Origin of the sequence: Streptomyces sp. NPDC005393 (genome assembly GCF_040606675.1) — a bacterium.
In the GTDB taxonomy this organism is placed as follows: Bacteria; Actinomycetota; Actinomycetes; order Streptomycetales; family Streptomycetaceae; genus Streptomyces.
This window is the reverse complement of sequence record NZ_JBEXFG010000011.1, coordinates 22,188-47,671: the sequence shown is the minus strand read 5'-3', so window position 1 is coordinate 47,671 and position 25,484 is coordinate 22,188. Positions and strand designations below refer to the sequence as shown.

The 25,484-nt window shown below is 68.7% G+C and carries 26 protein-coding genes and 4 pseudogenes; 11 read left to right on the top strand and 19 right to left on the bottom strand.

Features of this window, described 5'->3' with window-relative positions:
* Nucleotides 1-149: 149 nt before the first annotated feature.
* Nucleotides 150-1,175, bottom strand: a complete 1,026-nt coding sequence (locus ABZS71_RS12635; RefSeq protein ID WP_356209349.1) for a LacI family DNA-binding transcriptional regulator — start codon at nucleotides 1,173-1,175, stop codon at nucleotides 150-152.
* A gap of 152 nt (nucleotides 1,176-1,327) precedes the next feature.
* Between ABZS71_RS12635 and ABZS71_RS12630 the strand changes: the two genes are divergently transcribed.
* From ABZS71_RS12630 to ABZS71_RS12610, 5 genes are all read left to right on the top strand, one after another.
* Entirely contained in the window at nucleotides 1,328-2,305 is a 978-nt protein-coding gene (locus ABZS71_RS12630; RefSeq protein WP_355851692.1) for an asparaginase, read from the top strand.
* 79 nt (nucleotides 2,306-2,384) lie between these two features.
* Nucleotides 2,385-3,266 (top strand): polysaccharide deacetylase, encoded by an 882-nt coding sequence (locus ABZS71_RS12625; RefSeq protein ID WP_355851695.1) that lies wholly within the window; start codon nucleotides 2,385-2,387, stop codon nucleotides 3,264-3,266.
* A 2-nt stretch (nucleotides 3,267-3,268) separates the two neighbouring features.
* Complete coding sequence (locus ABZS71_RS12620) at nucleotides 3,269-4,618, top strand: MFS transporter (protein ID WP_355851698.1); 1,350 nt, start codon at nucleotides 3,269-3,271, stop codon at nucleotides 4,616-4,618.
* Nucleotides 4,615-5,424 carry an SDR family oxidoreductase gene (locus ABZS71_RS12615; RefSeq protein ID WP_355851701.1) on the top strand — a complete coding sequence of 270 codons (810 nt, stop codon included), beginning with the start codon at nucleotides 4,615-4,617 and terminating at the stop codon, nucleotides 5,422-5,424. Before ABZS71_RS12620 ends, ABZS71_RS12615 begins: the two co-directional genes overlap by 4 nt.
* Nucleotides 5,425-5,435: 11 nt before the next feature.
* Nucleotides 5,436-6,188, top strand: coding sequence for an SDR family oxidoreductase (locus tag ABZS71_RS12610; RefSeq protein WP_355851704.1), 753 nt, complete (start codon nucleotides 5,436-5,438; stop codon nucleotides 6,186-6,188).
* Between the two features lie 801 nt (nucleotides 6,189-6,989).
* Here ABZS71_RS12610 and ABZS71_RS12605 read toward each other — a convergent pair.
* On the bottom strand, nucleotides 6,990-7,400 hold the full coding sequence (locus tag ABZS71_RS12605) for a Fur family transcriptional regulator (protein WP_356209347.1): 411 nt from the start codon (nucleotides 7,398-7,400) through the stop codon (nucleotides 6,990-6,992).
* 195 nt (nucleotides 7,401-7,595) lie between these two features.
* Between ABZS71_RS12605 and ABZS71_RS12600 the strand changes: the two are divergent.
* Nucleotides 7,596-7,994: pseudogene (locus ABZS71_RS12600) on the top strand (Fur family transcriptional regulator).
* A gap of 33 nt (nucleotides 7,995-8,027) precedes the next feature.
* The gene (gene katG, locus ABZS71_RS12595; protein WP_355851709.1) at nucleotides 8,028-10,259 is read left to right on the top strand and encodes a catalase/peroxidase HPI; all 2,232 of its coding nucleotides are present in this window, start codon (nucleotides 8,028-8,030) and stop codon (nucleotides 10,257-10,259) included.
* Nucleotides 10,260-10,430: 171 nt separating this feature from the next.
* Here katG and ABZS71_RS12590 read toward each other — a convergent pair.
* The 11 genes and pseudogenes from ABZS71_RS12590 to ABZS71_RS12540 all read right to left on the bottom strand — a co-directional run.
* Nucleotides 10,431-10,631: pseudogene (locus ABZS71_RS12590) on the bottom strand (IS630 family transposase); the annotation flags it as partial.
* 41 nt (nucleotides 10,632-10,672) lie between these two features.
* A pseudogene (locus tag ABZS71_RS12585) lies at nucleotides 10,673-11,160 on the bottom strand (transposase); the annotation flags it as partial.
* A gap of 316 nt (nucleotides 11,161-11,476) precedes the next feature.
* On the bottom strand, nucleotides 11,477-11,818 hold the full coding sequence (locus ABZS71_RS12580; RefSeq protein WP_355851712.1) for a hypothetical protein: 342 nt from the start codon (nucleotides 11,816-11,818) through the stop codon (nucleotides 11,477-11,479).
* A gap of 167 nt (nucleotides 11,819-11,985) precedes the next feature.
* Complete coding sequence (locus ABZS71_RS12575; protein ID WP_355851715.1) at nucleotides 11,986-12,183, bottom strand: hypothetical protein; 198 nt, start codon at nucleotides 12,181-12,183, stop codon at nucleotides 11,986-11,988.
* 280 nt (nucleotides 12,184-12,463) lie between these two features.
* The gene (locus ABZS71_RS12570; RefSeq protein WP_356209345.1) at nucleotides 12,464-13,681 is read right to left on the bottom strand and encodes an MFS transporter; all 1,218 of its coding nucleotides are present in this window, start codon (nucleotides 13,679-13,681) and stop codon (nucleotides 12,464-12,466) included.
* A 999-nt stretch (nucleotides 13,682-14,680) separates the two neighbouring features.
* Nucleotides 14,681-15,184, bottom strand: coding sequence for a TniQ family protein (locus tag ABZS71_RS12565; RefSeq protein WP_356209343.1), 504 nt, complete (start codon nucleotides 15,182-15,184; stop codon nucleotides 14,681-14,683).
* On the bottom strand, nucleotides 15,174-15,431 hold the full coding sequence (locus ABZS71_RS12560) for a hypothetical protein (protein WP_356209564.1): 258 nt from the start codon (nucleotides 15,429-15,431) through the stop codon (nucleotides 15,174-15,176). The genes ABZS71_RS12565 and ABZS71_RS12560 overlap by 11 nt, the downstream gene beginning before the upstream one ends.
* Nucleotides 15,432-15,636: 205 nt before the next feature.
* Nucleotides 15,637-15,930, bottom strand: a pseudogene (locus tag ABZS71_RS12555) (ATP-binding protein); the annotation flags it as partial.
* A 305-nt stretch (nucleotides 15,931-16,235) separates the two neighbouring features.
* Nucleotides 16,236-16,790, bottom strand: a complete 555-nt coding sequence (locus ABZS71_RS12550) for a Mu transposase C-terminal domain-containing protein (RefSeq protein ID WP_356209341.1) — start codon at nucleotides 16,788-16,790, stop codon at nucleotides 16,236-16,238.
* On the bottom strand, nucleotides 16,726-17,778 hold the full coding sequence (locus tag ABZS71_RS12545; RefSeq protein WP_356209339.1) for a transposase family protein: 1,053 nt from the start codon (nucleotides 17,776-17,778) through the stop codon (nucleotides 16,726-16,728). The genes ABZS71_RS12550 and ABZS71_RS12545 overlap by 65 nt, the downstream gene beginning before the upstream one ends.
* Nucleotides 17,779-18,121: 343 nt before the next feature.
* Nucleotides 18,122-18,874, bottom strand: a complete 753-nt coding sequence (locus tag ABZS71_RS12540) for a TnsA-like heteromeric transposase endonuclease subunit (RefSeq protein ID WP_356209336.1) — start codon at nucleotides 18,872-18,874, stop codon at nucleotides 18,122-18,124.
* A gap of 304 nt (nucleotides 18,875-19,178) precedes the next feature.
* Between ABZS71_RS12540 and ABZS71_RS12535 the strand changes: the two genes are divergently transcribed.
* The 3 genes from ABZS71_RS12535 (at nucleotide 19,179) to ABZS71_RS12525 (ending at nucleotide 21,028) form a co-directional block, all read left to right on the top strand.
* Nucleotides 19,179-19,742, top strand: coding sequence for a hypothetical protein (locus ABZS71_RS12535; RefSeq protein WP_356209333.1), 564 nt, complete (start codon nucleotides 19,179-19,181; stop codon nucleotides 19,740-19,742).
* A 72-nt stretch (nucleotides 19,743-19,814) separates the two neighbouring features.
* Entirely contained in the window at nucleotides 19,815-20,135 is a 321-nt protein-coding gene (locus ABZS71_RS12530) for a VOC family protein (RefSeq protein ID WP_356209331.1), read from the top strand.
* A gap of 482 nt (nucleotides 20,136-20,617) precedes the next feature.
* A complete protein-coding gene (locus tag ABZS71_RS12525) occupies nucleotides 20,618-21,028 on the top strand; it encodes a hypothetical protein (RefSeq protein WP_356209328.1) in 411 nt (136 codons plus the stop codon).
* Nucleotides 21,029-21,113: 85 nt separating this feature from the next.
* Here the strand turns inward: ABZS71_RS12525 and ABZS71_RS12520 are convergent, their stop codons facing one another.
* The 6 genes from ABZS71_RS12520 to ABZS71_RS12495 form a co-directional block, all read right to left on the bottom strand.
* Nucleotides 21,114-21,704, bottom strand: a complete 591-nt coding sequence (locus tag ABZS71_RS12520) for a hypothetical protein (protein ID WP_355854603.1) — start codon at nucleotides 21,702-21,704, stop codon at nucleotides 21,114-21,116.
* A 325-nt stretch (nucleotides 21,705-22,029) separates the two neighbouring features.
* Entirely contained in the window at nucleotides 22,030-22,464 is a 435-nt protein-coding gene (locus ABZS71_RS12515; RefSeq protein ID WP_356209325.1) for a hypothetical protein, read from the bottom strand.
* Nucleotides 22,353-23,039 (bottom strand): hypothetical protein, encoded by a 687-nt coding sequence (locus tag ABZS71_RS12510; RefSeq protein ID WP_356209323.1) that lies wholly within the window; start codon nucleotides 23,037-23,039, stop codon nucleotides 22,353-22,355. Before ABZS71_RS12510 ends, ABZS71_RS12515 begins: the two co-directional genes overlap by 112 nt.
* Before the next feature lie 78 nt (nucleotides 23,040-23,117).
* On the bottom strand, nucleotides 23,118-23,531 hold the full coding sequence (locus ABZS71_RS12505) for a lasso peptide biosynthesis B2 protein (RefSeq protein WP_356209547.1): 414 nt from the start codon (nucleotides 23,529-23,531) through the stop codon (nucleotides 23,118-23,120).
* 5 nt (nucleotides 23,532-23,536) lie between these two features.
* Nucleotides 23,537-23,773, bottom strand: a complete 237-nt coding sequence (locus ABZS71_RS12500; RefSeq protein ID WP_356209545.1) for a PqqD family peptide modification chaperone — start codon at nucleotides 23,771-23,773, stop codon at nucleotides 23,537-23,539.
* A 40-nt stretch (nucleotides 23,774-23,813) separates the two neighbouring features.
* Nucleotides 23,814-25,088, bottom strand: a complete 1,275-nt coding sequence (locus tag ABZS71_RS12495) for an asparagine synthase-related protein (RefSeq protein ID WP_356209321.1) — start codon at nucleotides 25,086-25,088, stop codon at nucleotides 23,814-23,816.
* Between ABZS71_RS12495 and ABZS71_RS12490 the strand changes: the two genes are divergently transcribed.
* Complete coding sequence (locus ABZS71_RS12490) at nucleotides 25,087-25,245, top strand: hypothetical protein (protein WP_356209318.1); 159 nt, start codon at nucleotides 25,087-25,089, stop codon at nucleotides 25,243-25,245. The two genes, ABZS71_RS12495 and ABZS71_RS12490, sit on opposite strands and share 2 nt — an antisense overlap.
* The last annotated feature ends 239 nt before the right edge of the window (nucleotides 25,246-25,484 follow it).

The window sequence follows — 25,484 nt, the reverse complement described above, 5'->3', positions numbered from 1 at the left end:
CGGGCGTTCGCGACGACCCGGTGAGGCCGGTGTACCGCTGAGGCGGCTCACGATCCCTGGTTCCGGGCGCGGCGGACAGCCGGTGCGGGGCTGGACGGACCGATCATCGAGCGCACCTCCACTCCGGCCGGGGTTCGGTTGATGGGCGGCTATTCGTTCAACGTTGACGCCCGGGCAACGAGATGGGGACGCAGGCGCTTGGAACGCACCTGTCTTTCACTCAAGCGTTCAAGGAGGAGGTCCATCGCTGCACAGCCCATTTCGAACATGGGCGCGTGGATAGTGGTCAGGGGTACGGGCATGTCCGCAGCGACGGGGATGTCGTTGTATCCGACAACGGCAACGTCGGCGCCGGGCCGGAGCCCATGTTCCCGTAGGGCCCCTATGACGCCGATGGCTGCCGTGTCGTTCACAGCGAAGATGGCGGTGGGCCCTGGGTCGAGGTTGAGGAGTGCCGCGCCTGCGACATGGCCGCCCGCTGTGTCGAATCGCGACGTAAGTATGTAGTCCTGTTGGACGGGCAGGCCCGCTTCCGCGTAGCGGCGTACGAAACCGGTTGTTCGCTCGACGCCGGTGCTCGCGTACGGCTCTCCGGCGACGACCGCGACCCGCTTGTGGCCGAGTTCCAGGAGGTGGTCCGCAGCCAGACGGCCGCCAAGGAGATCGTCGGTTGTAACCGACAGGTGCCCCTTCAGCCGCCGCGAGACCAGGACGTAGGGGACGTTCCTGCGCGCCAGGATCTTGACCAGGTCGTCACCATCGAGCCGGGCGTCGCCCAGCACGATGCCGTCCACGCGTCGCGCCAGGAGCTCTTCGAGGCGTTCACGCCGCAGGGCCGGGTCGTCGGTGGTGTTGGCCACGAAGGTGTTGTAGCCGTGTTGTGCCGCAGCGGCATCGAGCCCCTCGTAGATGCGCGCCAGGACGAAGTCGGTCAGGCGGGGAACCAGGACGCCGAAGACCCTGCTGCGGCGGGTGCGGAGGGCGGCTGCGGCGGGGTCCCGGTGGTACCCGAGCTCGGCGGCGAGCGCGCGGATGCGTTCGGCAGTGGAGGAGCCCACGCCGGCGGCGCCAGGCGTCAGTGCCCGCGAGACGGTCGAGACATGCACCCCCGCGCGCTCGGCCAGGATGGCCAGCGTGACCGGCTCGTCGGAGTGCGAGGGGGAATGGGAAGTCACGCAATGTTTCTACCGCATGCTCACCCCCGGGCGGGAATCGGGCGACCAAAAAAACCTGAGACACCCCTTGTCGCTCCGCAATCGTTTGCGTAACCTCTGGCGCAATCGTTTGCGCGACTTGCGGCATCAAGTGTGGTTCCCGGAGGACTCCTGTGGCACGTTTCCGTTTGATCGCGACCGGCGGCACCATTGCCAGCCGCCGGTCGCCACGGGGTCTCCTGGCCGGGGCTACAGGCGAGGAGCTCTTGGCGAAGAGTGGGCTTGGCGTTCTCGACGTCGAGGTCGACGACTTCAAGACCAAGGGCAGCTACGCCTTGGAGCTCGCCGATCTTGCCGCGCTCGCACGCCGGGCCCACGAGGCGCTGGCCGAGGGTGTGGACGCGGTCGTCATCACCCATGGAACCGACACCATGGAGGAGTCCGCGTTCCTGCTCGACCTCTTCCACGACGACCAGCGGCCGGTCGTGTTCACCGGTGCGCAGCGACCCTTCGACAGTCCGGCGCCAGATGGTCCGGCCAACGTTGCCGCGGCTTTGGCGGTAGCGGGCAGTCCGCATGCCCGAGGGCTTGGTCCTGTTCTGGTCTTCGACGGACTGGCGTGGCAGGCGCGGGGTGTCCGCAAGGTGGAAACCCTGGCATCGAGCGCATTCGGCGCGCCCGGACGTGGCCCCTGTCTGCGAGTCGCCTCCGACAGCGTCATACCGCTGGGGGCACATCCACGGCCCCCTGCCTTCGAGCTCAGTCTCGTGCACGACCTGCCACGAGTCGATGTCGTCGCCGCCTACGCCGGTTGCGATGACGCGCTGTTGGACGCCGCAGTCGCCGCAGGTGCTCGCGGAGTGGTACTGCAGGCGCTGGGAGCCGGCAACACCTCTGCGGCTATGACCGAGACCGTGGGACGGCTGGTGGAACGCGGCATCCCGGTATTGGTATGCAGCCGCGTGTTCACCGGACCGGTTTCCCCCCTGTACACCGCGGGTGGCGGCGCGGACCTCGACCGTGTCGGCGCGATCTTCGCCTCGGATCTCAGTCCGTGGCAGGCGAGGCTTCTGCTGTCTGTCGCCCTCACTCTCAAGCCGGAAGACCCCGGATCTGTCGTGTCGGAGTGGCTTCACCACGCCACACCCTGAAGGGCCCACCAAGCCCGATCCTCACCTTCAGCCAAGCCGGACGCCGCTCGGCGCCCGTCTGCTCAGAGCAAGGAAAATCATGACCAAAGAAATCTTTGTGTCCTTCGGCGTTGACATCGATGCGGTGGCCGGCTGGCTCGGCTCGTACGGGGGAGAGGACTCTCCCGACGACATCTCCCGCGGCCTCTTCGCGGGCGAGGTCGGCGTGCCGCGCCTGCTGGAACTCTTCCGCCGCAACGACCTCACCCAGACCTTCTTCTGGCCGGGACACTCCATCGAGACCTTCCCCCAGCAGTTCGACGCCTGCGTCGCAGCCGGCCACGAGATCGGTGTCCACGGCTACTCGCACGAAAACCCGATCGCGATGAGCCGCGAGCAGGAGTCCGCCGTCCTCGACTACTGCGTCGACCTCATCGAGTCCCGGACCGGCCGCCGACCCACCGGCTACGTCGCCCCGTGGTGGGAATTCAGCCCCGTGACCAATGAACTGCTGCTCGAGCGCGGCATCAAGTACGACCACTCGCTGATGCACCGCGACTTCGAGCCGTACTACGTCCGCGTCGGCGACAGCTGGACCAAGATCGATTACGACGCGCCGGCCGAGTCCTGGATGAAGCCGCTCGTGCGCGGCCAGGAGACCGGCCTCATCGAGATCCCGGCCAACTGGTACCTCGATGACCTGCCTCCGATGATGTTCGTCAAGGCAAGCCCCAACAGCCACGGCTTCGTCAGCCCCCGCGACATCGAGACCATGTGGCGCGACCAGTTCGACTGGGTCTACCGCGAGAACGACTACGCCGTGTTCACCATGACCATCCACCCGGACGTGTCTGGCAGGCCCCAGGTCCTCATGGCCCTCGAGCGGCTGATCGAGCACATCAATTCCCACGAGGGCGTCAAGTGGACCACCTTCGACGCGATCGCCGACGACTTCGCCCAGCGCTTCCCCCGAAAGGCATAACCATGTCAGCTGGACCTGTCGAAACCACTCCGGACTGGAAGCGCCCGGTGACCTCGCGCACGCTGGTGCAGGTCTCGGTCGTGTGCTTCCTGGCCTGGGTGTTCTCTGTCTACGACTACACCCTCTTCGGAACGCTGCTGCCCAAGATCGCCGAGGACTTCGGCTGGTCCCCCGCGCAGGCCACCACCGTCACCACCTGGGTCACGGTCGGCACGTTCATCGTCGCTCTCAGCGTCGGACCGCTGCTGGACCGTGTCGGCCGCAAGCGCGCCCTGGTCGTCACCATCATCGGGGCCGCCCTCAGCTCCGGCTTCACCGGCCTGGCAGCCGGAGCCCTCTCCATGGTCGTCATCCGCGCCTTCTCCGGCTTCGGCTACTCCGAAGAACTGGTCAACACCGTCTATCTCAACGAGATGTACGGCAAAGCCCGCCGCCGCGGCTTCATGTACAGCTTCGTCCAGAGCGGATGGCCCGTGGGCGCGCTGGCCTCGGCCGGGCTCACCGCCCTGCTGCTGCCGGTCGTCGGGTGGCGTTGGTGCTTCGTCCTGGCCATGGTCCCCTCGATCCTGGTCGCCCTGGCTGCCACCAGGCTCCCGGAGTCCCCCGCGTTCGCGGCACTCACCGAGGTCCGTCGGCTTCGCGCCGACGGCCAGAAGGCAGAGGCCGACGCCCTCGCCGCGGAAGTGGGCCTCACCGTCTCCGGCGAGGCCAAGGCCACCCTGCGCGACGTCTTCGCCCCCGGCCTGCGGCGGCACACCGTCTGCCTGTCGTTGGCGTGGCTGTTCAACTGGATGGCCATCCAGGTGTTCTCGGTGCTCGGCACCACCGTCCTCACCCAGGGCAAGCACGTCTCCTTCGACAGCGCGCTGCTGGTCCTGGTCCTGGCCAACGCGGTCGGCTTCGCCGGCTACCTCTTCCACGGCTGGGTCGGCGACCGCTTCAACCGCCGCTCCACCATCATCGTGGGCTGGACCGTCGGGGCCGTCCTGACCGGCGTCATGCTACTCGGCCCCTCCAACAGCGCCTTCGTGATCTCCCTGTACGCCTTGTCGCTGTTCTTCTTGACCGGTCCTTACGCCGCACTGCTGTTCTACATGGGCGAGTCATTCCCGGCCCAGGTTCGTGGCCTCGGTCCGAACGTGGCGCACACGATGGGGCCGGTCGGCGCGATCGTGGGCTCCGCGCTGCTGAGCGTCCTCCTCGGGGCGGGGATGTCCATGGTCACCGCAGCCCTCATCGCCGGATCAGCCTTCATGTTGGCCTCCGGCTTGGTCATGCTCGGCACCCGCCGCGTGGATCAGAACCACGAGTCCGCAGGAGTCCACGTCCAGGCGCAAGGAGCGGCCGTATGAGCGCCCCCACCTCAGACCAGGCAACTGCCGTCAGGGATGACGGCCTCGCCGGCAAGGTCGCCGTCATCACTGGAGGCGCCAGCGGCATCGGCAAGGCTCTAGCGGTCGCCTACGCCCGCGCCGGCGCGATAAGCGTGCTGGGGCACTACCCCGGAGACCCGCACGACGTGCAGGAGGCGATCCGCGAGATCGAGGCAGCCGGCGGACAGGCCCTGGCCGTCTCGGTCGACGTCCGCGACCCGGACCAGGTCGACGCTCTGGCACAGGCAGCCGTTCAGCGATTCGGCCGTCTCGACATCGCGGTCGCCGGCGCTGGGATCCTGCGCCGCGCCGCGCTCGCCGAGCTCAGCGACCAGGCATGGGACGACATGCTCTCGGTCGACCTCACCGGCGTGCTGCGCACCTTCCGGTCCGCGGCGGGAGTGATGACCGGTGCTGGAGCGATGGTGGCGGTCTCCTCGATCGCCGGCGGCGTCTACGGCTGGGACGACCATGCCCACTACGCAGCCGCGAAATCCGGTGTCCTGGGACTGTGCCGATCGCTGGCTGTCGAGCTTGCCCCGCGCGGTATCCGCGTCAACTCCGTCATCCCCGGCCTCATCGAAAGCCCCCAGTCGCTGGACCCCGTCAACTCGCTGGGCCCGCAGGGACTGGCCCACGCCGGCCGCTTGATCCCCTGGGGACGGGTGGGTACAGCCGATGAGGCGGCGCGCGCGATCCGCTTCCTCACCAGCGACGATGCCGCTTACATCACCGGGCAGCAACTGATCGTCGACGGTGGGCTGACCGTTCGCTGGCCGAGCTGAGGAAAGAAGAGATGAGTCAGTCACTTCATCACCGCATTGCCCTGATCACCGGGGCGGCCAGCGGCATCGGCGCAGCCATCGCCGACGCCTACGCCGCCGAGGGGGCGCACCTCTTCCTTGCCGACCTCAACCTCGAGGGAGCCCAAGCGACTGCGGCACGAGCCCGGGCCGCAGGCGCCAAGGCCAGGGCCTACCAGGTCGACATCGCCGACGCGGACGCCACCCGCGCCATGGTCGGTGCAGCAGTCGAGGAGTTCGGGCGCCTGGACATCCTCGTCAACTGTGCCGGACTCTTGACCGAGGTCCCGCTTGTGGACATGCCGGTGGAGACGTGGGACGAGATGATCGCCGTCGACCTGCGCAGCGTTTTCCTCTGCTGTCGCTGGGCGGCACCCATCATGGTCGCGCAGGGCGCCGGCCGCATCATCAACGTCTCCTCCCAGCTCGCGCTGAAGGGCGGTGAGAGCCTGGTGCACTACTGCGCAGCCAAGGCCGGTGTCATCGGCCTCACCAAAGCGCTCGCCCGCGAGCTGGCGCCGCACGGCGTCCTGGTGAACGCCATCGCGCCGGGCCCCATCGAGACGCCCCTGGTGGCCGGGATCAGCGAGGAATGGAAGAAAGCCAAGCAGGCCGAACTTCCCCTGGGCCGCTTCGGTGTACCCGCGGAGGTCGCACCGACCGCCGTCCTCCTCGCAGGCGATCCGTCGGGGAACCTGTATGTCGGCCAAGTCCTCGGGCCCAACAGTGGCGATGTGATGCCCTAGGGAGAGCAGACGATGTGTGGCGCATGCGGCACAGGAACGGTCCGCCCTCCGTGGGAGGTCATCGTTGCCGGTAACCGCCCTGCTGACCGGCGGCGGCGCGCAGCCGCCGCCGGCCAGGCCACCGGCGGACGCCTCAAGGTCCGCCCCTGGGGCGCCGCCGGTTACCTGCTCTCCCCGCGCACCGGCCCGATGAGGACCTTCCCCAGCCTCCAGCCCCTGGCCGCAACGCTCCTCCCACACCTGCGCCTCGATATGCCGCTATGCGGCTCGTGCCACCACAGAGAAGTTCGACGCCTGGTCCGCCTCCCGCCCGAGACGGACATGCAGCGCCTTGTCGTCTGGTCAGCGCTGGCTACGGCCAACGGTTGCGCTGGTGGGCTCACCATCGAGATCCACGCAGGCTACGAAAACCGGTCCGAAGGCTCCCAGGCGCTCCCGATCTCTGCGGAGCACAACCTGATACGAGTCCTTCCCGTCGACACCCCGCACCCGAGCGTGGTGCTTTCCGGACCGCATGCCGAGCAGTACGCAGCGAATCTGGTCAACTACCTCGACGGCGGCCCACTCCGGGCCACACCGTTCGCATAACCGGAACGGATCTGGAGGACCCGAAAGCCTCAGGCCGGGCGGGGGCAAGCCAGTACTGCAACCGTGTTTGTGGTGACGAGGGCACAGCCACCAACGCCTCAAACTGCCGCATCCGCAACCCGGTAAAACGTCTCCACCACCCACACCGGCTCAGCCCTCAACGCCCCACACATACAAGGGAAATACGCAGGCCGCAGCCTTCTGCAACACGCTTTAGCCGCAGGATGGGCACAGCCCGCGGTAGGTGACCTCGACCTCGGACACCGTGAAGCCGAACCGTTCCTCCGCCGGGAGGCCGGCCAGCGGATTGCCGGTCGGGTGGACATCGCGGATGGTGCCGCAGTCGGAGCACACCAGGTGCTGGTGCGGGTGGTGTGCGTTGGGGTCGTAGCGCTTGGCGCGGCCGTCGGTGGAGACCTCTATGACCTCACCGAGGGAGACCAGCTCGCCCAGGGTGTTGTAGACGGTCGCCCGGGAGATCTCGGGCAGCCGCTGTGCCGCGCGGGCGTGCACCTCGTCGGCCGTGAGATGCACGTGGTCGCCGTCGAGGACCTCCGCAACGACACGCCGCTGGGAGGTCATCCGCCAGCCACGCCCTCGCAGTCGCTCCAGCAGGTCACTCATATCGGTTCACCTATTCAGGTTCGATGGGATAACCGAAGTTTACCGATGGACGTCCGGGATCCGATTGGATAGGGAGTTGGCCCACTTCTTGACTTAGACCCTGTCCATCGTAGGATCGGTTCCGGCGAAAGCCAAGGGACAGGAAGACTCCAGTACGGCAGGAGACAGAGACATGACGGGACCACCGCCGAGGAGCTGCGCGGTGCCGGCCTGCGGGTGACGGCCGCGTCGCGCTGCTCGAGATTGTCCGGGACGGTGACCGCCTCGGCGTCGAGGAGATCGCCTCCGGGGGTGCGCGATCGCGTGGGCCATATCTCCCGGCAAGTCGTGTGTGAGGCCCTCCACGCGCTCACCGCGGCGGGACTCGTACGCCGCATCGAACCAGCCGGCAGCCCGGCCCGGTTCGAGGGACGCGTCAGGGACAACCACCACCACGTCGTGTGCCGGTCGTGCGGTGTCGTCGCTGACGTCGACTGCGCGGTCGGCGAGGCCCCCTGCCTGACCGCCTCCGACGACCACGGCTTCTCGATCGACGAGGCCGAGGTCATCTACTGGGGCCTGTGCCCCCACTGTTCCACCGCCCGCAGTTCCTGAGCACCATGATCGGCCTGGTCCGGAAGGATTCCCATGTCTGAGAACCATGATGCAATCGTCGTAGACGCGAAGACGGAGGGCGGAGGTGGCTGCCCGGTCGCGCACGGGCGCGCCCCGCACCCAGCCCAGGGCGGCGGAAACCGCCAGTGGTGGCCGGAGCGGGTCAACCTGAAGATCCTCGCCAAGAACCCCGCCGTGGCCAACCCCCTCGGCGAGGAGTTCAACTACGCCGAGGCGTTCAAGACCCTCGACCTCCCGGCCGTGAAGCAGGACATCGCGGAGGTGCTGACGACCTCGCAGGACTGGTGGCCGGCCGACTTCGGCCACTACGGCCCGTTCATCATCCGGATGGCGTGGCACAGCGCGGGCACCTACCGGATCAGCGACGGCCGCGGCGGCGCCGGGGCCGGCCAGCAGCGCTTCGCCCCCCTCAACAGCTGGCCGGACAACGGGAACCTCGACAAGGCCCGCCGCCTGCTGTGGCCGGTCAAGAAGAAGTACGGCCAGAACCTCTCGTGGGCCGACCTCATGATCCTCGCCGGCAACGTCGCCCTGGAGTCAATGGGCTTCAAGACCTTCGGCTTCGCCGGCGGTCGTGAGGACGTCTGGGAGCCCGAGGAGGACGTCTACTGGGGTCCCGAGTCCACCTGGCTCGGCGACGAGCGCTACACCGGCGACCGGGAGCTGGAGAACCCCCTCGGCGCGGTCCAGATGGGCCTCATCTACGTCAACCCGGAGGGCCCCAACGGCACCCCGGACCCGCTTGCCGCAGCCCGCGACGTCCGTGAGACGTTCCGCCGGATGGCGATGAACGACGAGGAGACGGTCGCACTGATCGCGGGCGGTCACACCTTCGGCAAGACCCACGGTGCGGGCCCGGCGGACAACGTCGGCCCCGACCCCGAGGCCGCCTCGATCGAGGAGCAGGGCCTCGGCTGGAGGAACTCCTTCGGCACCGGCAAGGGCGGTGACACGATCACCAGCGGCCTTGAGGGTATCTGGACGAACACCCCGGTGACGTGGGACAACAGCTTCCTCGAGATCCTGTTCGGCTACGAGTGGGAGCTGTTCAAGAGCCCCGCCGGCGCGCACCAGTGGAGGCCGAAGGACGGCGCCGGGGCGGGCACCGTCCCCGACGCCCACGACCCGTCGAAGAGCCACGCCCCGACGATGCTGACGACCGACCTCGCGCTCCGCGTGGACCCGTCCTACGAGCAGATCTCGCGGCGCTTCCTCGAGAACCCCGACGAGTTCGCGGACGCCTTCGCCCGCGCGTGGTTCAAGCTGACCCACCGCGACATGGGCCCGGTCGTGCGCTACCTCGGCCCGGAGGTCCCGGCCGAGACGCTGCTGTGGCAGGACCCCCTTCCCGCGGTGACGCACGAGCTCATCGACGCCGAGGACATCGCCTCCCTCAAGGGCCAGATCCTCGCCTCGGGCCTGTCGGTGTCCCAGCTCGTGTCCACCGCGTGGGCGTCGGCCTCGTCCTTCCGTGGCAGCGACAAGCGCGGCGGCGCCAACGGTGCGCGCATCCGCCTTGAGCCGCAGAGCGGATGGGAGGTCAACGACCCCGACCAGCTGGCGACGGTGCTGCGCACCCTGGAGGGGATCCAGGAGTCCTTCAACGCCGCGCAGACCGGCGGCAAGCAGGTCTCGCTCGCCGACTTGATCGTGCTCGCCGGTGGTGCGGCCGTCGAGCAGGCCGCCAAGGACGCCGGCTTCGACGTCGAGGTCCCCTTCACGCCGGGCCGCGCGGACGCGTCGCAGGAGCAGACCGACGTGGAGTCGTTCGCCGCGCTTGAGCCGACCGCCGACGGGTTCCGTAACTACCTCGGGAAGGGCAACCGGCTGCCGGCCGAGTACCTGCTGCTCGACCGGGCGAACCTGCTGACCCTGAGCGCCCCCGAGATGACGGTCCTCGTCGGTGGCCTCCGCGTCCTGGGCGCGAACTACCAGCAGTCGCCGCTCGGCGTCTTCACCACGACCCCTGGGTCTTTGACCAACGACTTCTTCGTCAACCTGCTCGACCTGGGCACGACGTGGAAGGCGACGTCCGAGGACGCGAACACGTTCGAGGGTCGCGACGCCGCCACGGGCGAGGTCAAGTGGACCGGCAGTCGTGTCGACCTCGTCTTCGGGTCGAACTCCGAGCTGCGCGCGCTCGCGGAGGTCTATGCGAGCGATGACGCGAAGGAGAAGTTCGTGAGCGACTTCGTCGCGGCGTGGGACAAGGTGACGAACCTCGACCGGTTCGACCTCGTCTGATCATGACGTCCAGGTCGGCCCGCGTCGGCCGACCTGGACGTCCTCAGCCCGAAGGATCTCGACATCGTCCGCCTCCAGCGCGACGTCGAGAGGGGCGCGGTCAAGCAGGGGGCGAGCCGGTGAGCGTGCCCCGCGCGGTTACCGAGGTTGAACTCGTGATGTCGCGCGCGGTCAGTCGAGGATGAGGGCCAGGCCGGTACCGGCCAGGCAGCCGTCGATCAGGTCGCTGCGGTATTGAATCTGCCGTAAGCCTCTTCTGACGGTCTGGATCAGGTGGTCGGGGGTGGTGAAGGCGACGTTGGAGAGGGATCCGCGTCGCAGTAAGGACCAGATGCCTTCGACCGGGTTGAGGTCGGGCGCGTAGGCGGGGAGCTGTTGAAGTGCTCTCCCGGATGAATCCGGGAGATTCCTGCCTACCTTGCGGTGGCGGGCTTGACGCGACGAGCGTGTCTGACGACTGCCCTCCGGCAGCCGGGATGAGCGCGTGGCCCATCCGGTACAGGTGCAAGATGTTCCGGGCTGCGTTCCAGTCGGCATTGCCTGACCAGCCGCAGTCCGGGTTCTTGCATACGAAGGTGGCCTGGTCCTCCCGGCTTCCGGGTGTGATGAAGCCGCACGCGGAGCAGCGCAGGGAGGTATTCGGGGCGGGGACTTTGTGCAGGGTGCCGCCATAGCGGGCGGTCTTGTACGTCAGCATCGTCACGGTGCGGCCCCATGCCTCTTGGCTGATGGAGCGGTTCAGGCCGGACTTGGCGGCGACGTTCTTCCTCGGTTCCTCGATGGTTCCCCTGGCGGACGTGACCATGTTCGGGATGTTGAGCTGTTCCACCACGACCGTGCCGTATGTGCGGGCGAGGTCGGTGGTGGTCTTGTGCTGCCAGTCAGTGGCTCGGCGCGTGGCGAAGTCGGCTGGTTGAGGTCAGGCCGCTGCGAGGCCGTGGGCGGTGCACAGCTCGCGGATTCTGCTGGGGCGGGCTGCGGGGCTGACGGTGCGCGCGGCGCGGCTCACACCGCGTCCTCCGCGCGGGCGCCTTTGCCGACGCTGAGCACGGTGGTGAGCACGGCATAGGCATCGGAAAACAGCCGTGCGGCCGGGCACGCGCGGTGTCCTTTGACAGTGAAGTTAGTCGTCTTGGTCGCGCTGACCTGCCACGACTAAGTTGGTTGGCAAAAGATCACGTGAGATGGGCCGCGGTGTCGACGGTCACGTGGGCAGGTCAGTCCCAGTCGGACGCTGGCTGATCGACTCGGCCGCCTGTGTGCGGTGTGGGGATGTAGTCCTTCGCACCGTCGGGCAGTTCGGCGACACATGCCGACGAGCAGGCGCTGACCAGCAGAGGAAGCACGTCGGTGGCCACGCGTAGCGAGATCCATACCTGATGGAATCCGCTCTGTGCGATCGGATGGTTGCAGACACTGCAGCGATGGATGGCGGTGATGCCCCATCGCCGGGGATCCAGGTTCTCCAGATCGAGGTCCGCGACGGAGTCCTGGGCAGGCTGAAGCCTTGGGAAGGGTGGCCGCAGCTTCTCGTTGCCGAACAACGCGCGCGTGCTCACTGTGCTGCGGGTCAGCTTCTGGCATCGGTGAGAGCCGCCGCTGAAGATGAGACTTGACATGCCCTCTGACCTGGCCACTGTTGATTTGATGAATATCTAATCGAGGCCATTCTGGGGCATGGGAAATGAGAGTGGAGCTGACCAGGGGGTTCTCGCTGCGTGTGAGCTCAGATCGCCATCACGCCGCCGCTGTTGTCGTGGACGATGGCCTGCCACTCCAGCACCGGGCAGGCAGCGACCAGCAACGTGTCCAGCCCGTCCACGCCGCTCGCGGCGACGCGGCCCATTGCCTCGTCGTGGACGGGGAAGTTGCCCTGCAGCGCGTCGCAGTGACCGCAGCCGTTGGACAACTGCCGCTCGCGCATGGTCCTGCTGTAGCGGCTCTTGGCACCGCACTTCCCAGCTTCCGTCGAGGCCCTTGCCGAGAAACCCGCCGCCCGCCGACACCCACACCGAGCACGACGCGCACCTGCCCGCGAACCGATTCTCCACGCCACTCCCTTCCGGCTACGTTTCCGCACCGGCTCCATTCGAGGGGGCATTTTCGACGCCCCCGCCATCGGGCAGGGGCGTTGCTCGAGATGGTCTGTTTCAGGATGCCTTTTGGTCGGCGGGCTTCTCGATCTCGGTGGTCACCCGTGCCCCTCAGAAGAGCACCGGGAGCCACAGGAGACATGCCAGCAGGGGGACCGCGGCGTAGGTGGCCATGCCCACACTGGAGCCCAACCCGTCCATGAGCGCGCCGAGGACGAGATAGCCGATGCCGATGAGCGCCGACTCCACGAATGCGATCACCGACAGCAGGCTCGCCCGGTGGCGCGACGGCACTGCCTCGTTGAACACGTTGTCCACGATCACGGCGGTGATCTCGGGAATTCCGACCAGGACCAGGAACGCGGCGATGGTGACCCAGACAAGGCCGAGGCCGCTCAGGCCGAGCGCCACGGCGAGCGTCAGGAGAGACACCGGGACGATGACCCGATACCCGATGCGCCGGTCCGCGCGGTCCGACAGCAATGGAGTGAGCCCGCCGGCGAAGAATCCCGCCGATATGACCACGCTGACCAATGCGGTGCCCGCTCCCTGATCGGAGAGGGTCTTCTGCGTAAAAATGATGTACGGCGTCAAAGTCGCATGCATCAATCCGGACACCACGACAAGCGTCACGAGCGCCGGTGTGGCGACCCGAAGCATCGCCCGCCATGCTGTGGCGTCGCCGTGCTCCTCCTCGGCTCCGTCCTGCTCGTCCACCGCGTCCGCGCCGCGGATCTCGGGCACCCGTGACATCAGCACCACCACGGCCAGGACGAGGCACGCCGCCGAACCGACGTAGACGACTTCCCAGGAAATCTGCTGCAGTTGGCCGCCGAAGACGATGGCGGCTCCCGAGGTGACCGTCCCGAGCATGGTGAACCGGGACTTGATCTTGACGTAGCTGGCCGTTGCACCACGACGCACGAGCAGGTCGTACAGCAGGGCGGTGTCCGAACCGGACACACATGCCATGCCCACGCCCTGCCCGATGAACAGCGCCAGGAACACCCAGTAGTTGGAGAACGCCGCCTGACCGAGCAGACATCCAGCTATCAGCACCTGGCCGATCACGATGCTGGCACGCCTGCCGATTCGGTCGGCGATGACTCCCGTCGGCAACTCCGCAAGTCCGCTGACCAGGTAGAGCAGTGTCTGCAGTAGGGCCACTTGCCCGGCGGAGAAGCCTCGCTGATAAAGGAAGAGGACGAATACGCCGCGCTGGAACAGCGTGTTGGCGAGCACGGCGTATACGTAGAACGGGCGTGTGACGCTTCGTGCTGCATCGTCGACTGCAGCCGACCCGCCAAGGGCCTCCGTGGTGCCGGTCATGCTGCGGGCTCCCCCTGGTGACTCCGGTGATCATTAGTGTTGGACCTCCGCCGCCGAGATGACGATGCGTCGGCGGGGACCAAGACGCGTGTCGTCGACGGAGATGAACGCCGGACCGCGCCGTGCGAGGAGCTGCGCATCAGCTCGCTCGAACGCCTCGCCCGCCCGAGGAGCCGTGACCAGCGCTAATCGCCGTGGCGACACGCGCGCACCCCCCCGAAGGCGACCCCATCACTCTCATCCAGGGGTTCACACTATGAAAGTGCACCACCAGGTTGGGGTCCGCACTCTCATTCTGAGCTTCGGCTCTCAATCGGGTGATCTCGTAGGGGAACCAGTGAAGTCGGTATGAGGTGTATGGGGTGAACTCCTCCAGGCTGGTCATGGATCCGATCTCGGGCGGGATGCGGACCAAGTTGCTGCCGTAGAGCACCAGGTGTTTGACCGCTGTCAGCCTGGCGACGCTCGGCGGCAGGGTGATTACCTGCCGCCGCTCTTCCGGGCTCAGCTCGGTGAGGGGGCGGAACTCTTCGCGCCCGTCGGCGGCGGCCTCATCGACCAGCTCCAGCAGGTGTTGCCAGCCCGGGGCAGAGGTGTCCTGCCGTTCGGTGTGGAATCCGACGCGGGCTCGCGGGTGCGGCCTGGACTGGTCGAAGCACGAGCACGCGTCCTGGCGGGGCCCCCGGCCGCTCCGGGGCTGGATCTGATGTGTCGCCCCAGCGGTTCACGTAGAGCTTCGGTTCTTCCGTGTCCGTCATGGCACCAAGATACGGAGGTTGCTGAGGGCCGCTTCAGTGACTATGCGCGCGCGAGAGACTCAGGGGCGAACGCTTGCGTGGGGAAGCTGGCGCTGCTGATGGGGAATTGCGTAACGTTCCACATGCGGACGGGACCGGAAGTAGACGTTGATGGAGGAGTAGGACACTGAGACGTCGTGGTCGTCCATCAGCCGGTTCCAGATCTCTCGGAGATCGAGGCGTTGGGCGAGCATGGCGTCAATCAGGGTTCGTGTTGAGTCGTTGATCGCGGGGGCGGGCCGTCTGGCTGGCTGCCCCGTCCTGGGACCTTTCCTGGACCTGCAGGTGCTCGGCGCTGGCATTTCCAGGATGGTGCGGATGGTCTGGGAGGGCAGTTGGTGGCGTCTGGACAGGTCACGGATGGTCCGGTCCCGGACTGGGCAGTCTCGCGGAGGCGGAGGGCCAGGTCCGGGCGGTCGGCCAAGGGGATGGTGCTGGGGTAGCGGACGTTCGGCTTGTTGCGTCGTCGTGGCGATGCGACGTCGGCCAGGGCCCGTTCGAGCGAGCGTCTGGGGCGGCCGGAGGCTGCTGCGAGGCGGGAGAGACTGGGTTTGCCGAACCAGAACGGTGGGCCGCAGAGGAAACGGTGCAGGTAACTAGGCTTGAGGTGGTTGGCGCGAGCCAGGCGTCGGATGTAGGAGTCGGTTGTCTCTCCGAGCCGTGGCGGAACCTGGATGGGAAGCAGGGCAGGGCGGTCAGTTGGCACGCGGGTCACCTTCGGGCCGTCTTCTTGGACGGGGACGTCGTCGCGGTCTCCGCGGCCTGGTCCAGGGGATCGCGTCGATTGCTTCTTTGGTCACACGCTCGGTGCCGTTGAGGATGGCGTCGATCGCGGCGCTGCGGATCGCGTGAGACAACGCTCCGATCATGCCGTCGGCCCGGTTGTGGAGGTAGCGGTCCAGCTTGACCAGGCTTCCCGGCGGGTGTTCGTGCAGGAGCAAGGTCTCTTCCATGGTCGCGACCAGCCTCTTCCATTCGTCTCCCTAAGGAAATGGGCGGGTGGGAACGAGAGTGAAGCGGCCCGCGACCTGGGCGCCCCGTGTGCCGGCTAGTAGTTCGCTGGTCTCCAGGCCGATGCCGGCGTACGAACGTTGCGGGGATGCGTTCCGAGAAGTACTTCAGGGTGTCGGAGACCTCGCCGCCGGCCCGCGTGACCTGCGAGACATTGTGGATTTCGTCGACGAGCACGAGGCCGGTGCGAGTGTCGGTGCAGACGCCGACCACTGCCTCGATGATGTCCGTCATGTTCGATCGGCCTCGGACAGGAAGGCCAAGGAAGCGGGCGAACTCAGCGGCGACCATGCGGGCGGTGGCCGCGGGCGGGACGGTGATGTAGAGAACCGGGATGCGGTCGGCGATGTTCGGGTGCCGGGCCCGGTCGAGGAGTTCGTGGGACCGTCCGAGCTGGGTGATGCCGCTGGTCTTGCCCGTGCCGGGAAGCCCGGAGACCATCAGGCCGCGGCGGGCACTGATCGCGTGCCGATTGAGCAGGACCAATCTGCGGCCACAGATCACTGTCTTCTCGACGAACGAGGTGGCGACCGTGAGCATGCGGGCGTGATGGCCGAGCCGATCGTCGTCGTAAAGGTCCCGGGCGGTGGGAGAGAGCTGCTCCAGGTCGCCGGGAGACAAGAGGACCGGGGGCGCGGGGGAGCTGTCGATGAACCTCCGCCATCCGTCCAATGTGGTGAGCTGCCGGTCGGCATCGGCGTCGACCTCTAGCAATGCGGTTTGTCGGGCCGTTAGTTCAGGGGTGGTCACGAACGCCTCCAGGGATTGGCGAGCGGGTCGAACAAGCCCAGCGGGATGACCTTGGCCAGGCCGGAGTCCGCATCGTCCTCCGGCGTCGCCTCGGTGACCGGCGGGTCAGGATTCGACCGGTGGGTCGTGGTGGCCCGGGTGCGGGCAGCGACGCGGCGGTCTCGCCGGGAAGCCCTGGCCGGACGGGCGTTCTTCTCTGCGGGGCCGTCGTGGGCTCGCTGCAGAAGGGCAGCGGCGGCATCGGCGATCTGTTCTTCGCTCCCGCCGGGCGCCTGTTCACGAGCGTGGTCCCAGGCCATCTCACCGAACAGGACGCCGACGCGGTGCAGGTGCTTCCAGAACACCGTGATCCGCCGGTCAGATCCGTCGCGCCGGTCGCGTACCCAGATGCGGGAGACGTCGTAGGGGTCGTAGTGGATCTCCCATAGCCCCTTCTTCTCCGCCACCTCGGAGTGCTGGCGGCGCATGGGGGTCAACTCGCGAGCGTCATAGGTGCGGTGGTTGATCCGGATGCCGTAGACGTTGATCGCCTGCCACCGTTCGGGCAGCAACTCGATGTAGTCCTCGCCGCTGAGCGGGGCCGGAACGTAGCCGCACGACTCCAGCAGCGTCGCGTACTTCTCGTTTGGCGAGAAAGCCCGTTTCGGAGAGTCCGGGTCCCGCAGTGCATCGTGCGGACGGTTCTGCCAGACGGCGACGGTCCACTCCTCCAGTAAGCTCTGCAACTCGGGCAAAGGACCACAGTGGCCCGTTCTCCAGGCCCCGGCCCCGGCGGTCCACCGACCGGCCGGTGTAGCCCGCGACGAACTGCGCGAACAGGGTCGCCACCGACCCCAGCGTTTTCTCGATCGCGCCCTTCTCGAAGGGTGACGCCTTGTGAGTCGGCTGAAGGCTGATGCCCAGGTAGCGGCAAGAGGCGCGGAAGTTGTTCGAGATGAAGACCTTGCCGTGGTCGCAGACGATCGTGTCCGGCACGATCACCGGCTTCGCGGCCGCGTGCTCCAGCCGCTCGTCCAAAGCCAGCAGCCGCCGGTGCGGCATCGCCGACCTCGACATCCGAAGGGCCTCGGACCAGCCAGGACGCATCGTCTCCGGGGTGATGCTCCGGGCCAGGAGCGCAGAGGCGTCGGCCGCTTTTGTCGTCGGTCGCAGCACCACAGCGGCCAGTGACCTGGTCGCCAGGTCGATCATGGCCGTCAACTCGACCTTCTCGGCAATGCCGTCGTCCAGCCGTACCAGGACATCCAGCGGAGTGGAGTCGATCTGCATCCATTCGCCCGGCGCGCAGGCGGGCACCTCCCCGAACGGACCGGCCGGACGCGCGTTCACCGAGCGGCGCGTGGTTGCCGAGCCTGTCGCGTGGGTTCCGGCCGCCAGCCTGTCGAACAGCCGATAGAGCGTGCGCTCGGACGGCATCTCGACACCTTCCGCGTCCTCGCGTGCGTTCAGGATCTGGGTCGCCCGCCAGACCACGAAGCCGATCGTTTTCGACGACGCCTCGGCGGTCTTTTCGATCGCCTCCCGCATCGCCTCGACCACCGCCGGGCGACCCGGCCGAACGATGGCATCTGTTTAGCCGACCGGCCATCGGCCAGTCCTACCAGCCCGTCGCGCTGGTAGCGCTGGCGCCGCTGCTTGACGCCGCTGGCCGTCATCGCGTGCCCGCCCGCCGTCAGCTCGGCAGCCTTGGCCCGCTCCCGTTGAGCCAGCGAGTTCCGTTCCGGATCGAACTCCGGCCGTGGCACCGTCCCCGCAGGAGCATCCGGCGGTAAGCCGTCAAGAACCTCCAGAATGTGCCTCTCCCACCAGCGAGCCTGTTCAGCGGCGCTCTCCCGGAATTCCGCGATCCTGCCCGTCGGAGGCACTCGTCGCACTTTCCCCGTCACCGTCCACCTCCGTCCGCCAGGCGCACGATGGTGGACGGCCCCAGCAACTCGACCGCCAGTCCCTCGGCGGCCACTTCCTGGAGCCAGAGGAGATGGAACAAGCCAGGCAGCGTCTCAAGCCGGTCGCCGGCGGCATCGGCTCCGATCATCAGCGGGACCGGGGCCGAGGGAGCTGCCCGGAGCCGGTTCACGACCGGTCCGTGCAGGCACCGCGGGTGCCGGTAGCGCGACAGCCACCGAACATTCGCCAGAAGCACCGCATCCGGCACCCCGACCCGCTCGAAGCCCCATCCTGCCTGGCCGCAGGCCAGGCGGGTGACCTCGAACGCTTCCGCGTCCTTCGGCTCGATCCGTTCATCGGCGCGGACATCGACGACCACCGCCGAGCCGTCCGTGCGGCGTACGAAGTAGTCCGGAGCGTGCCGACGCTCCCGCTCGCCGTCGTGCCAGTGCAGCCAGAACGGTTGCGAGGCGATTCCCACCACCTCGGGATCGAAGTCCATCAGCAGAAGCCGGTCCCGCTCCAGCCACGATTCGAAACCGACGTGCTGCCCGGTCGTTGCCGCCCAGTACCAGCCGGAGAAGTGACGCTCACCGCGCGCCCAGCGAAACGGCCGTACGGCGGCCACGTCCTCGAACCGGGCCGTCACACAGTCCAGCAGCGGACGCCGCCGACGCTCGCGTACAGCATCCCCGTACGACAGCTCGACGTACGGCTCTGCAAGATTTACCCCGACCGGTACGGCCATCCAGCACCCCCAGCGCGTCACCTCGTACGACTAGGTTCGCTGGCAAGGAAGCCGAAACGACTGGGTTCGCTGTCAAACGCCTCGATTGGATGACAGCGGTCACGCGGAGCCGGGCGGAGTCGGTGCGCCGAGGGCATCGATCGTTATCTGGGTTGTCAAGCCTTTGGGCAGGTCAGAGCCAAATGGGCCGTCGACAGCGAGGTCATCACCGAACCCGAACAGCCGCTGTAGTCCGCCCACACAGACGCCGGTTGATCCCGCCGCCGGTTAACCGGCCTAACGGGCACCCGCCACAATCACGCCCATGCCTGACTGGATGCCCCTGTGGGGCACAACCGCGCTGATCTCGATCGCGACGGCCCTGCTCACCACGATCGTCAGCGGCCGGTACGTCGCGCCCCTGCTCGAAGTCCGCAACCGGCGCTTCCAGACGAAGATGAAGGCCCGCGAGACCTTCCAGGCCGATGCGCTCACCGTCGCCTCCGCCGCGGCCCGCCTGCTCGCAACACCGCCTCCCCCGGAGGCGAGCGACACCGTCCGCGCCGCCCTGCGCGAAGAGCACGCCCGCTGGCTCGACCAGATCGACCAGGCGACCAAGGCCCTCGCCGACAATATCGGGCCGCTCGCCTTCGCCTACCCCACGGCGCCGTTCTCCGACCTGGCCGTGCGGTACTCGGGCAACGCCCGCATGGTCTGGATCTCCGACCGCGACGAGGGCGCCAAGCTGACCACCCTCCTGGCCATGACCCAGCACTGCCACACCTGCTTCTTCGACAGCCCGTGGTACGCCCGACAACGGGCCCGCTCCTGGCAAGAGCTCGAACGGCTCCTGGACGAGCTGGAGACGGCCACCCCGGGCGGCGAATGATCCGCCGCGTGCGCATCCTCGGCACAGCCATCACCGCCCCTGCCCCCTCCTCCCGCTACCCAAAGGAGCCCTATGTCCCCCACCGCCACCACGACCGCCCGCATCGCCCTCATGGTCTTTTACACCGACCACTTGGAAGACTGCCGCGCGTTCTACACCGACCTGGGACTGCCCTTCGTCCGCGAGCAGCACGGCAACGGACCGGTCCACTACGCCACCACACTGCCGGACGGCACCGTGATCGAGCTCTACCCCGCCACCGCCCAGCGGCCCGCCAGCAGCACGCGGCTGGGCTTCACCGTCGATGGCCAGACCCTGACCCCGCCGCTGGCCCCCGGACGTCACGTGGTGAAAGATCCAGACGGGCGGATGGTCGAGCTCTACACGACCTGAACCCACCGCAATGCACAACGACATGAGGAGACGCCAGTGACCGACACCCCGGCCTAGGACGCCGTACAAGAGGCCATCCGCAAGACCTTCGGCGACACAGCCGACAGCACGGTCACCGTCCACTCTTCGGGTGCGGTATCGATCAGCATCCACCACGGCGGGCACCACGCCGTCATCGACGGTGCGGCAGACGAATGGGGCGTGTCCGTCGACCCCGACGACGCCGCGGCCTTCACCGGCCACGACACCACCGTCGCCTCGCTCCCCCAGGCCCTGACGCACGCGCGCAACCTGCTGAACCACTGAGGCACTGGAACCCACCCGTCATCCACCCGTCGTCTCCTGGAGTCACCCCGTGCCCGACCCAAGTCCTGACGAACCCCTCTCCCTCCCGCAGCGGCTCACCATCGTCTACGAGCGTTTGGACCGCCTCCCCCCGGCCGCCAGCGCCGACGAGGCATTCGACCGGCTGGGAGCAGTGCTTGACGAGGTGGGAAGACCAGTACAGCGGCGTCCCGAAGGACCCCGACCCGGGCCTGAAGTTCGACGGCCGGATGTATCACCCGCGCGCCGACTTCACCACGCGCGGCGAGGACGGCAGCATCCACGCCGTCACCAAGGGCAACGAGATACACGCCTCCCCTGACGGCACCCTGGTCATCAGCAGCCGCCGCACGGGCGACGAGGTATACCGCCGCCAGGGAGCCGGAGCCGCGCCGGACGGCGAACGCCGGGCCGAACGCGCCCAGACCCAACAGCGGGTGAACCCCAAGGCCGTCAACGCCCGCTCCACCACGAGCGGCCGACGCCCATCCGCTCCGCCCCCCCGTTCCGCACAGTCACCCGCACACCGCCCCAGCGGCCCCGAGCAGAAACGCGGCCGCAGCAAGTAGCGCCCGGGCGCACACGCCCCCTCTGGCCCCGCAACGCAGGTGGCCCCGGACCGAAGTCCGGGGCCACCTGCCGTTGGTGCTGCCGTCAGCGCGCGTCGCCGAGCCCGGCTTCCTCCAACGCCCGCAGGATCAGCCGAACCTCGTCCTCGGGGAGCGCCTGGACGACGTCGCCGAGCTGTACCGCGCAGCTGGACACCAGCGACGCGGCGACTTCCAACACGACCCACTCGCTGGTGGAAGACTTGAGCGCCCCGGGCCGGGTGAGCATGAGGTGCCCGAGCGCGCGCCAGTCCACCGAGGGGTGGGCGCCGCCACGGTCGATCACCGACCGGTCGGTGGCGAGCATGAGCTCCATCTCCTCCTCCAGCATGCGCTGCAGCCAGTACCCGCCCCGGTGCGCGCCGAGCAGCCGGGTCGCCGCCCGCATCCGTGCGTTGCCTACCCCGCGCAGCAGCTCCTCGGCCAGCTGCTCATACGTCCTGTCGTCCGCGACCGTCGTCACCGGCGTCTCCGTTTCCTCGGCGTGCGGGGCTGTGACAGGCCCCGCCTCACTGTGCGCAGTCTCCGCCGGTCGGTCGCGCCACACACGCCGGACGATCCCCCGGACGACCCTGTCCGCGGCCAGCCGCACGAGCGGGTTCTGCACCACTTCGCCCAGGGCCTCGATCCACTCCACCGTCATCTCCCGTCAGCCTCGGGCACCGCGCCCGCGAAGAGCGCAGCTCGCCCTTCACCCCTTCGGGGCCGGGAGCCCCCGACGACAGCACGATCCGCCGAGATTCGTCCGGGGCTCTGCCGGGCCCCGGTAGACGTGGGGCCGATCATCCAGAGGGGAAGGCAATTTCATGGGCTTGGGGTCCGAGTAGGAACGGACCAGGAAACCGGTGTTGCTGTCAGAAGTTTTGACAGGCCGTGATCCGGGCCCCCGTGCCGGAACGAAGACGACGTTGCCCGGGACGCTGAAGCGTCCCGGGCAACATGCGTGAGCGGCAGCGGCAGGGCTACCGGGAGAGCCGCAGGTCCCAGCCGTCGCCGGTGCGGGTCAGGGTGGGGGTGTAGGTGGCGGGGGCGGGGCGGCCGGCCTCTTCCCACTGCTGGAGCCATTCGCGCAGGACGGTCAGGGACGGGGAGTCGGGGGCGTCGGCGAGGATCGTGCCGTCCTGCTGGATGACGGCGGCCGTCGTGGTGGTGGTGTGGCCGATTGCCCACAGGTCCGGGCTGAGCCCGGCCATGGTGAGCCGGTGGTCGCCGCGGGTGGCGGCGAAGGTCCGCCAGGACGGCAGGTCGATCTCCGTGCCCGCGTACGGCTCGGTGTGGGCGTCCTTCAGCAGCCGGTCCAGCGCGTTGCGGGCGCCGGTGTGGAGGTGGTCGTCGTCGCCGCGCCAGGCGATGGAGATCCGGGAGGGGCGGGGACGCGGTTCTCCCAGTCCACCCACCGGCCGGGCAGGTCGAGGTCGGTCTTCGGCGAGCTGGTCGCCTCGATGTACCCGCCGGTGAACACCTCCTCGACCACCGGCCGGCCGCCGGTGACGCGGATCTTGGCGACGACGGTCATGTTGGGCACGGCCGCGATCGGCAGCGGGGCGACGATCAGGCCGCCGTCGACGACCTGGTCCACCCACGCCTGGGGCAGCAGCGGCGGGGTGCACCAGGCCACCATCCGGTCGTAGGGGGCCCGCTCGGGGAAGCCGCCGGTGCCGTCGGCGGCGTGGCAGCGGACATGGTCCACGCCGCGCTGGTGGTGGATGAGGCCCGCCCAGCGGGTCAGGTAGGTGTCGATGTCGAGGCTGGTCACCCTGCCCGTGGGGCCGACGAGCTCGGCGAGCAGAGCGCCGGAGTAGCCGGAGCCGGTGCCGAACTCCACGACGTTCATGCCCGCCCGGGCGTCCAGCGTGGCCAGTTCGCGGTGGATGACTGCCGGGTTCGAGCGGTGCGGTGTGGCGCCGCGGCCTTCGTGGTGGGTGTAATGGCGCTCGGGGACGGTCTCGGCGGCCAGGGCGACGGCGGACATCAGCTCACTCCTTCGAGGGGTACGCGTATTCGGTCAACTGCTCCGGGCCGGTGAAGGACACGGCGCCCGGTGACCCGGTCAGATCGTCAGTGCGGTGTGGTGGTGCCAGCCTCCGCCGGTGTATTCGCCGACCGGGCCGTGGCCGGGCAGTTCGGCCCAGGCGTGGTACTCGACCGGCGGCGGGGCGAATCGTGCCCCCAGGCACCAGTTCAGGCGCCGGCCCAGGAGGGCGGCGGCCAGTACCGCGCCGAGGGAGGTTTCCATGCAGGCGGCGCGGCCTGGCCACAGGTGGCCGGTGTGCCGGACCGCTTCGACCAGCGCCGAGGCCCGCTCCGGTGCGAGCGGCCGGCGGCCCGCCCGCCGTACCCAGCGCACCGTACGGACGGTGTGCCGGAACGGCAGTCGTAGCAGGACCAGGGCCAGGGCAAGACCGGCAGCGGCGGCCACGCGTTCGGGGAAGGTCCCGGTGCGGACGGTGGAGTACGCCTCCATGCTCGTCACCGCCACCACCCCCACCAGCGCCGACGGCTCGCCGGTTCCGCCGTGGCGAGGCCCTGCGCGGCCAACGCGTCCGCGACCGTGCGGACGTCGACGGCGGCCTGTCCGACGGGGATGCCGTACCGCTCCGCGTACTGTCCGGCGGCCTCTTCTTCGGTGGTGCCCGCGAGCAGAAGCATGACGGCGGCCGACGCGGTCGGGGTCAGGTGCGTCCAGCGGCCGGTGCGCTCATCCAGGATCGCGCCGCCCTCGTCGGTAAGGACCGGGTGGGCGCTCTCAGCCAGCTGCCACAGGGGAGTTCACCTCCCACCAGGTGGGGGCGGCGGTGTCGACCTGCCGGAGCCAGACCTCGGCGGAGACCGCGAGGTACAGGGCGCCCTGGGCAGTGGGCTGTCCGGCAGCGGCCCGTGCGAGCATCCGCGCCACCGGCTGCTCGGTGGCCAGCCCGGCGGCGGCCAGCCGCGAGGACGGCCCGAGGAGATCAAGCAGAACGGGGGCGTTCTCCCGCAGGCCCGCGTACGCGAGGGCATTGAAGCCGCCCTTCGTCGTACGGGCCAGCACGAAGTCAGGCAGCACCCCGGACCCGGTGAACGCCGTGGCCAGCAGGGGTTTGTAGCGGCCGGGGGCACCGCGCTGATCGGCGGGGACGGCCAGGCAGGCCCGGATGACCTCGTTGTCGAGATACGGGGCGACCAGGTCGATGCCGTACTCGGCGAACGCGATCTCACGCCAGCCGGTGGTGTCGGCGCCGAGCCGGGCCAGGACCTGCCGGTCCGACCAGGCAGCGAGGCGTGCGGGTGCGTCGTCCAGCTGGCCGGCGGCGGTGTCGAGGGCGGAGGCGAGCTGGTGACGGACGTCGGGGCTCATCCAGTCGACCGTGGCCAGCAGCGGCGTCCACGACACCGGACGGGATGCCTGCGGCACCCACTCCCGTACGGGGCCGCGCAGTTCGGCGGCCGTCTGCCGCCACGCGCCGGCCAGACCGGTACGGGAGGCCGGGCGGGCTCGCCCGAGCACCGACCAGGCGGAGGTGTGCCGCAGCCGGGCATGACCCAGCGCGTGAGACCAGGCCCGGCGGTGCTGCTGCTCGCGCAGCAGGTCGGCGAGGTAGGAGGAGGGGGCGGACAGCACCGCGTCCCCGGCCGAACCGGTCAGGTGCATGCCGGGGGCCAGGTGGTGGGCGGCCACGGTGTCCAGCACGGCCCGCTTGATCGAGGCGGTGACGGCGTACGCGTTGGGTGCGTCGGTCACCGGCAGTCTGCTCAGGTCGTCCAGGCCGTCGTAGTAGACGGTGTGCGCCGTGCCGGGCACCGCGTGGTGGGTCAGGTTCGGCACCGCCGCGGCGGTGCGGGTCGCGTACGGGAGGTCGTCGTCGCGCAGGCGTTCGTCGGCGAACGTCACCGCGGCGACCGGGCCCCGTTGTGCGGCGAGGCAGGCCAGCGTCGTGGAGTCGAGTCCGGCCAAATCGGCGCTGACCGGGCGTCCGCCGAGGCGGGTGGCGACAGCTTCGACCAGCGTGGCCCGTACCAGGACCATGTCCCAGCAGGGCATGAAACTGCACCGCCCCGAGCACTGCCTGGCCCTGGCCGCCTCCGCCGTCGACAAGGTCCATGGACGGGTCGAGACCCAGACCGAGGCGCTGTTCGCCGTCACCCACGCACACGCCCTCGCCAAAGCGGGCCACCGGCATCGAGCGCGCTGTACATGACCACCCGGCCGGACAGACGGACGAAAGGCGGTCCCCGCGGTGGGCGGGCGGTGCGCCGGCGGCGGAGGGTGGACGGGGCGATCTTGAGGACCTGGGCGAGTTCCTCGGTGGTGTACGAGCCGTCGGACAGGGAGACGGGTGGCGCGTGGTCGGTGGAGGGTATGAGCGGGGTGTTGCGGTGGGGCATGGACGTCCTGGGGGATGAGACGAAAGCCGTCGCCGCCTCGGGGCGGGCGCGT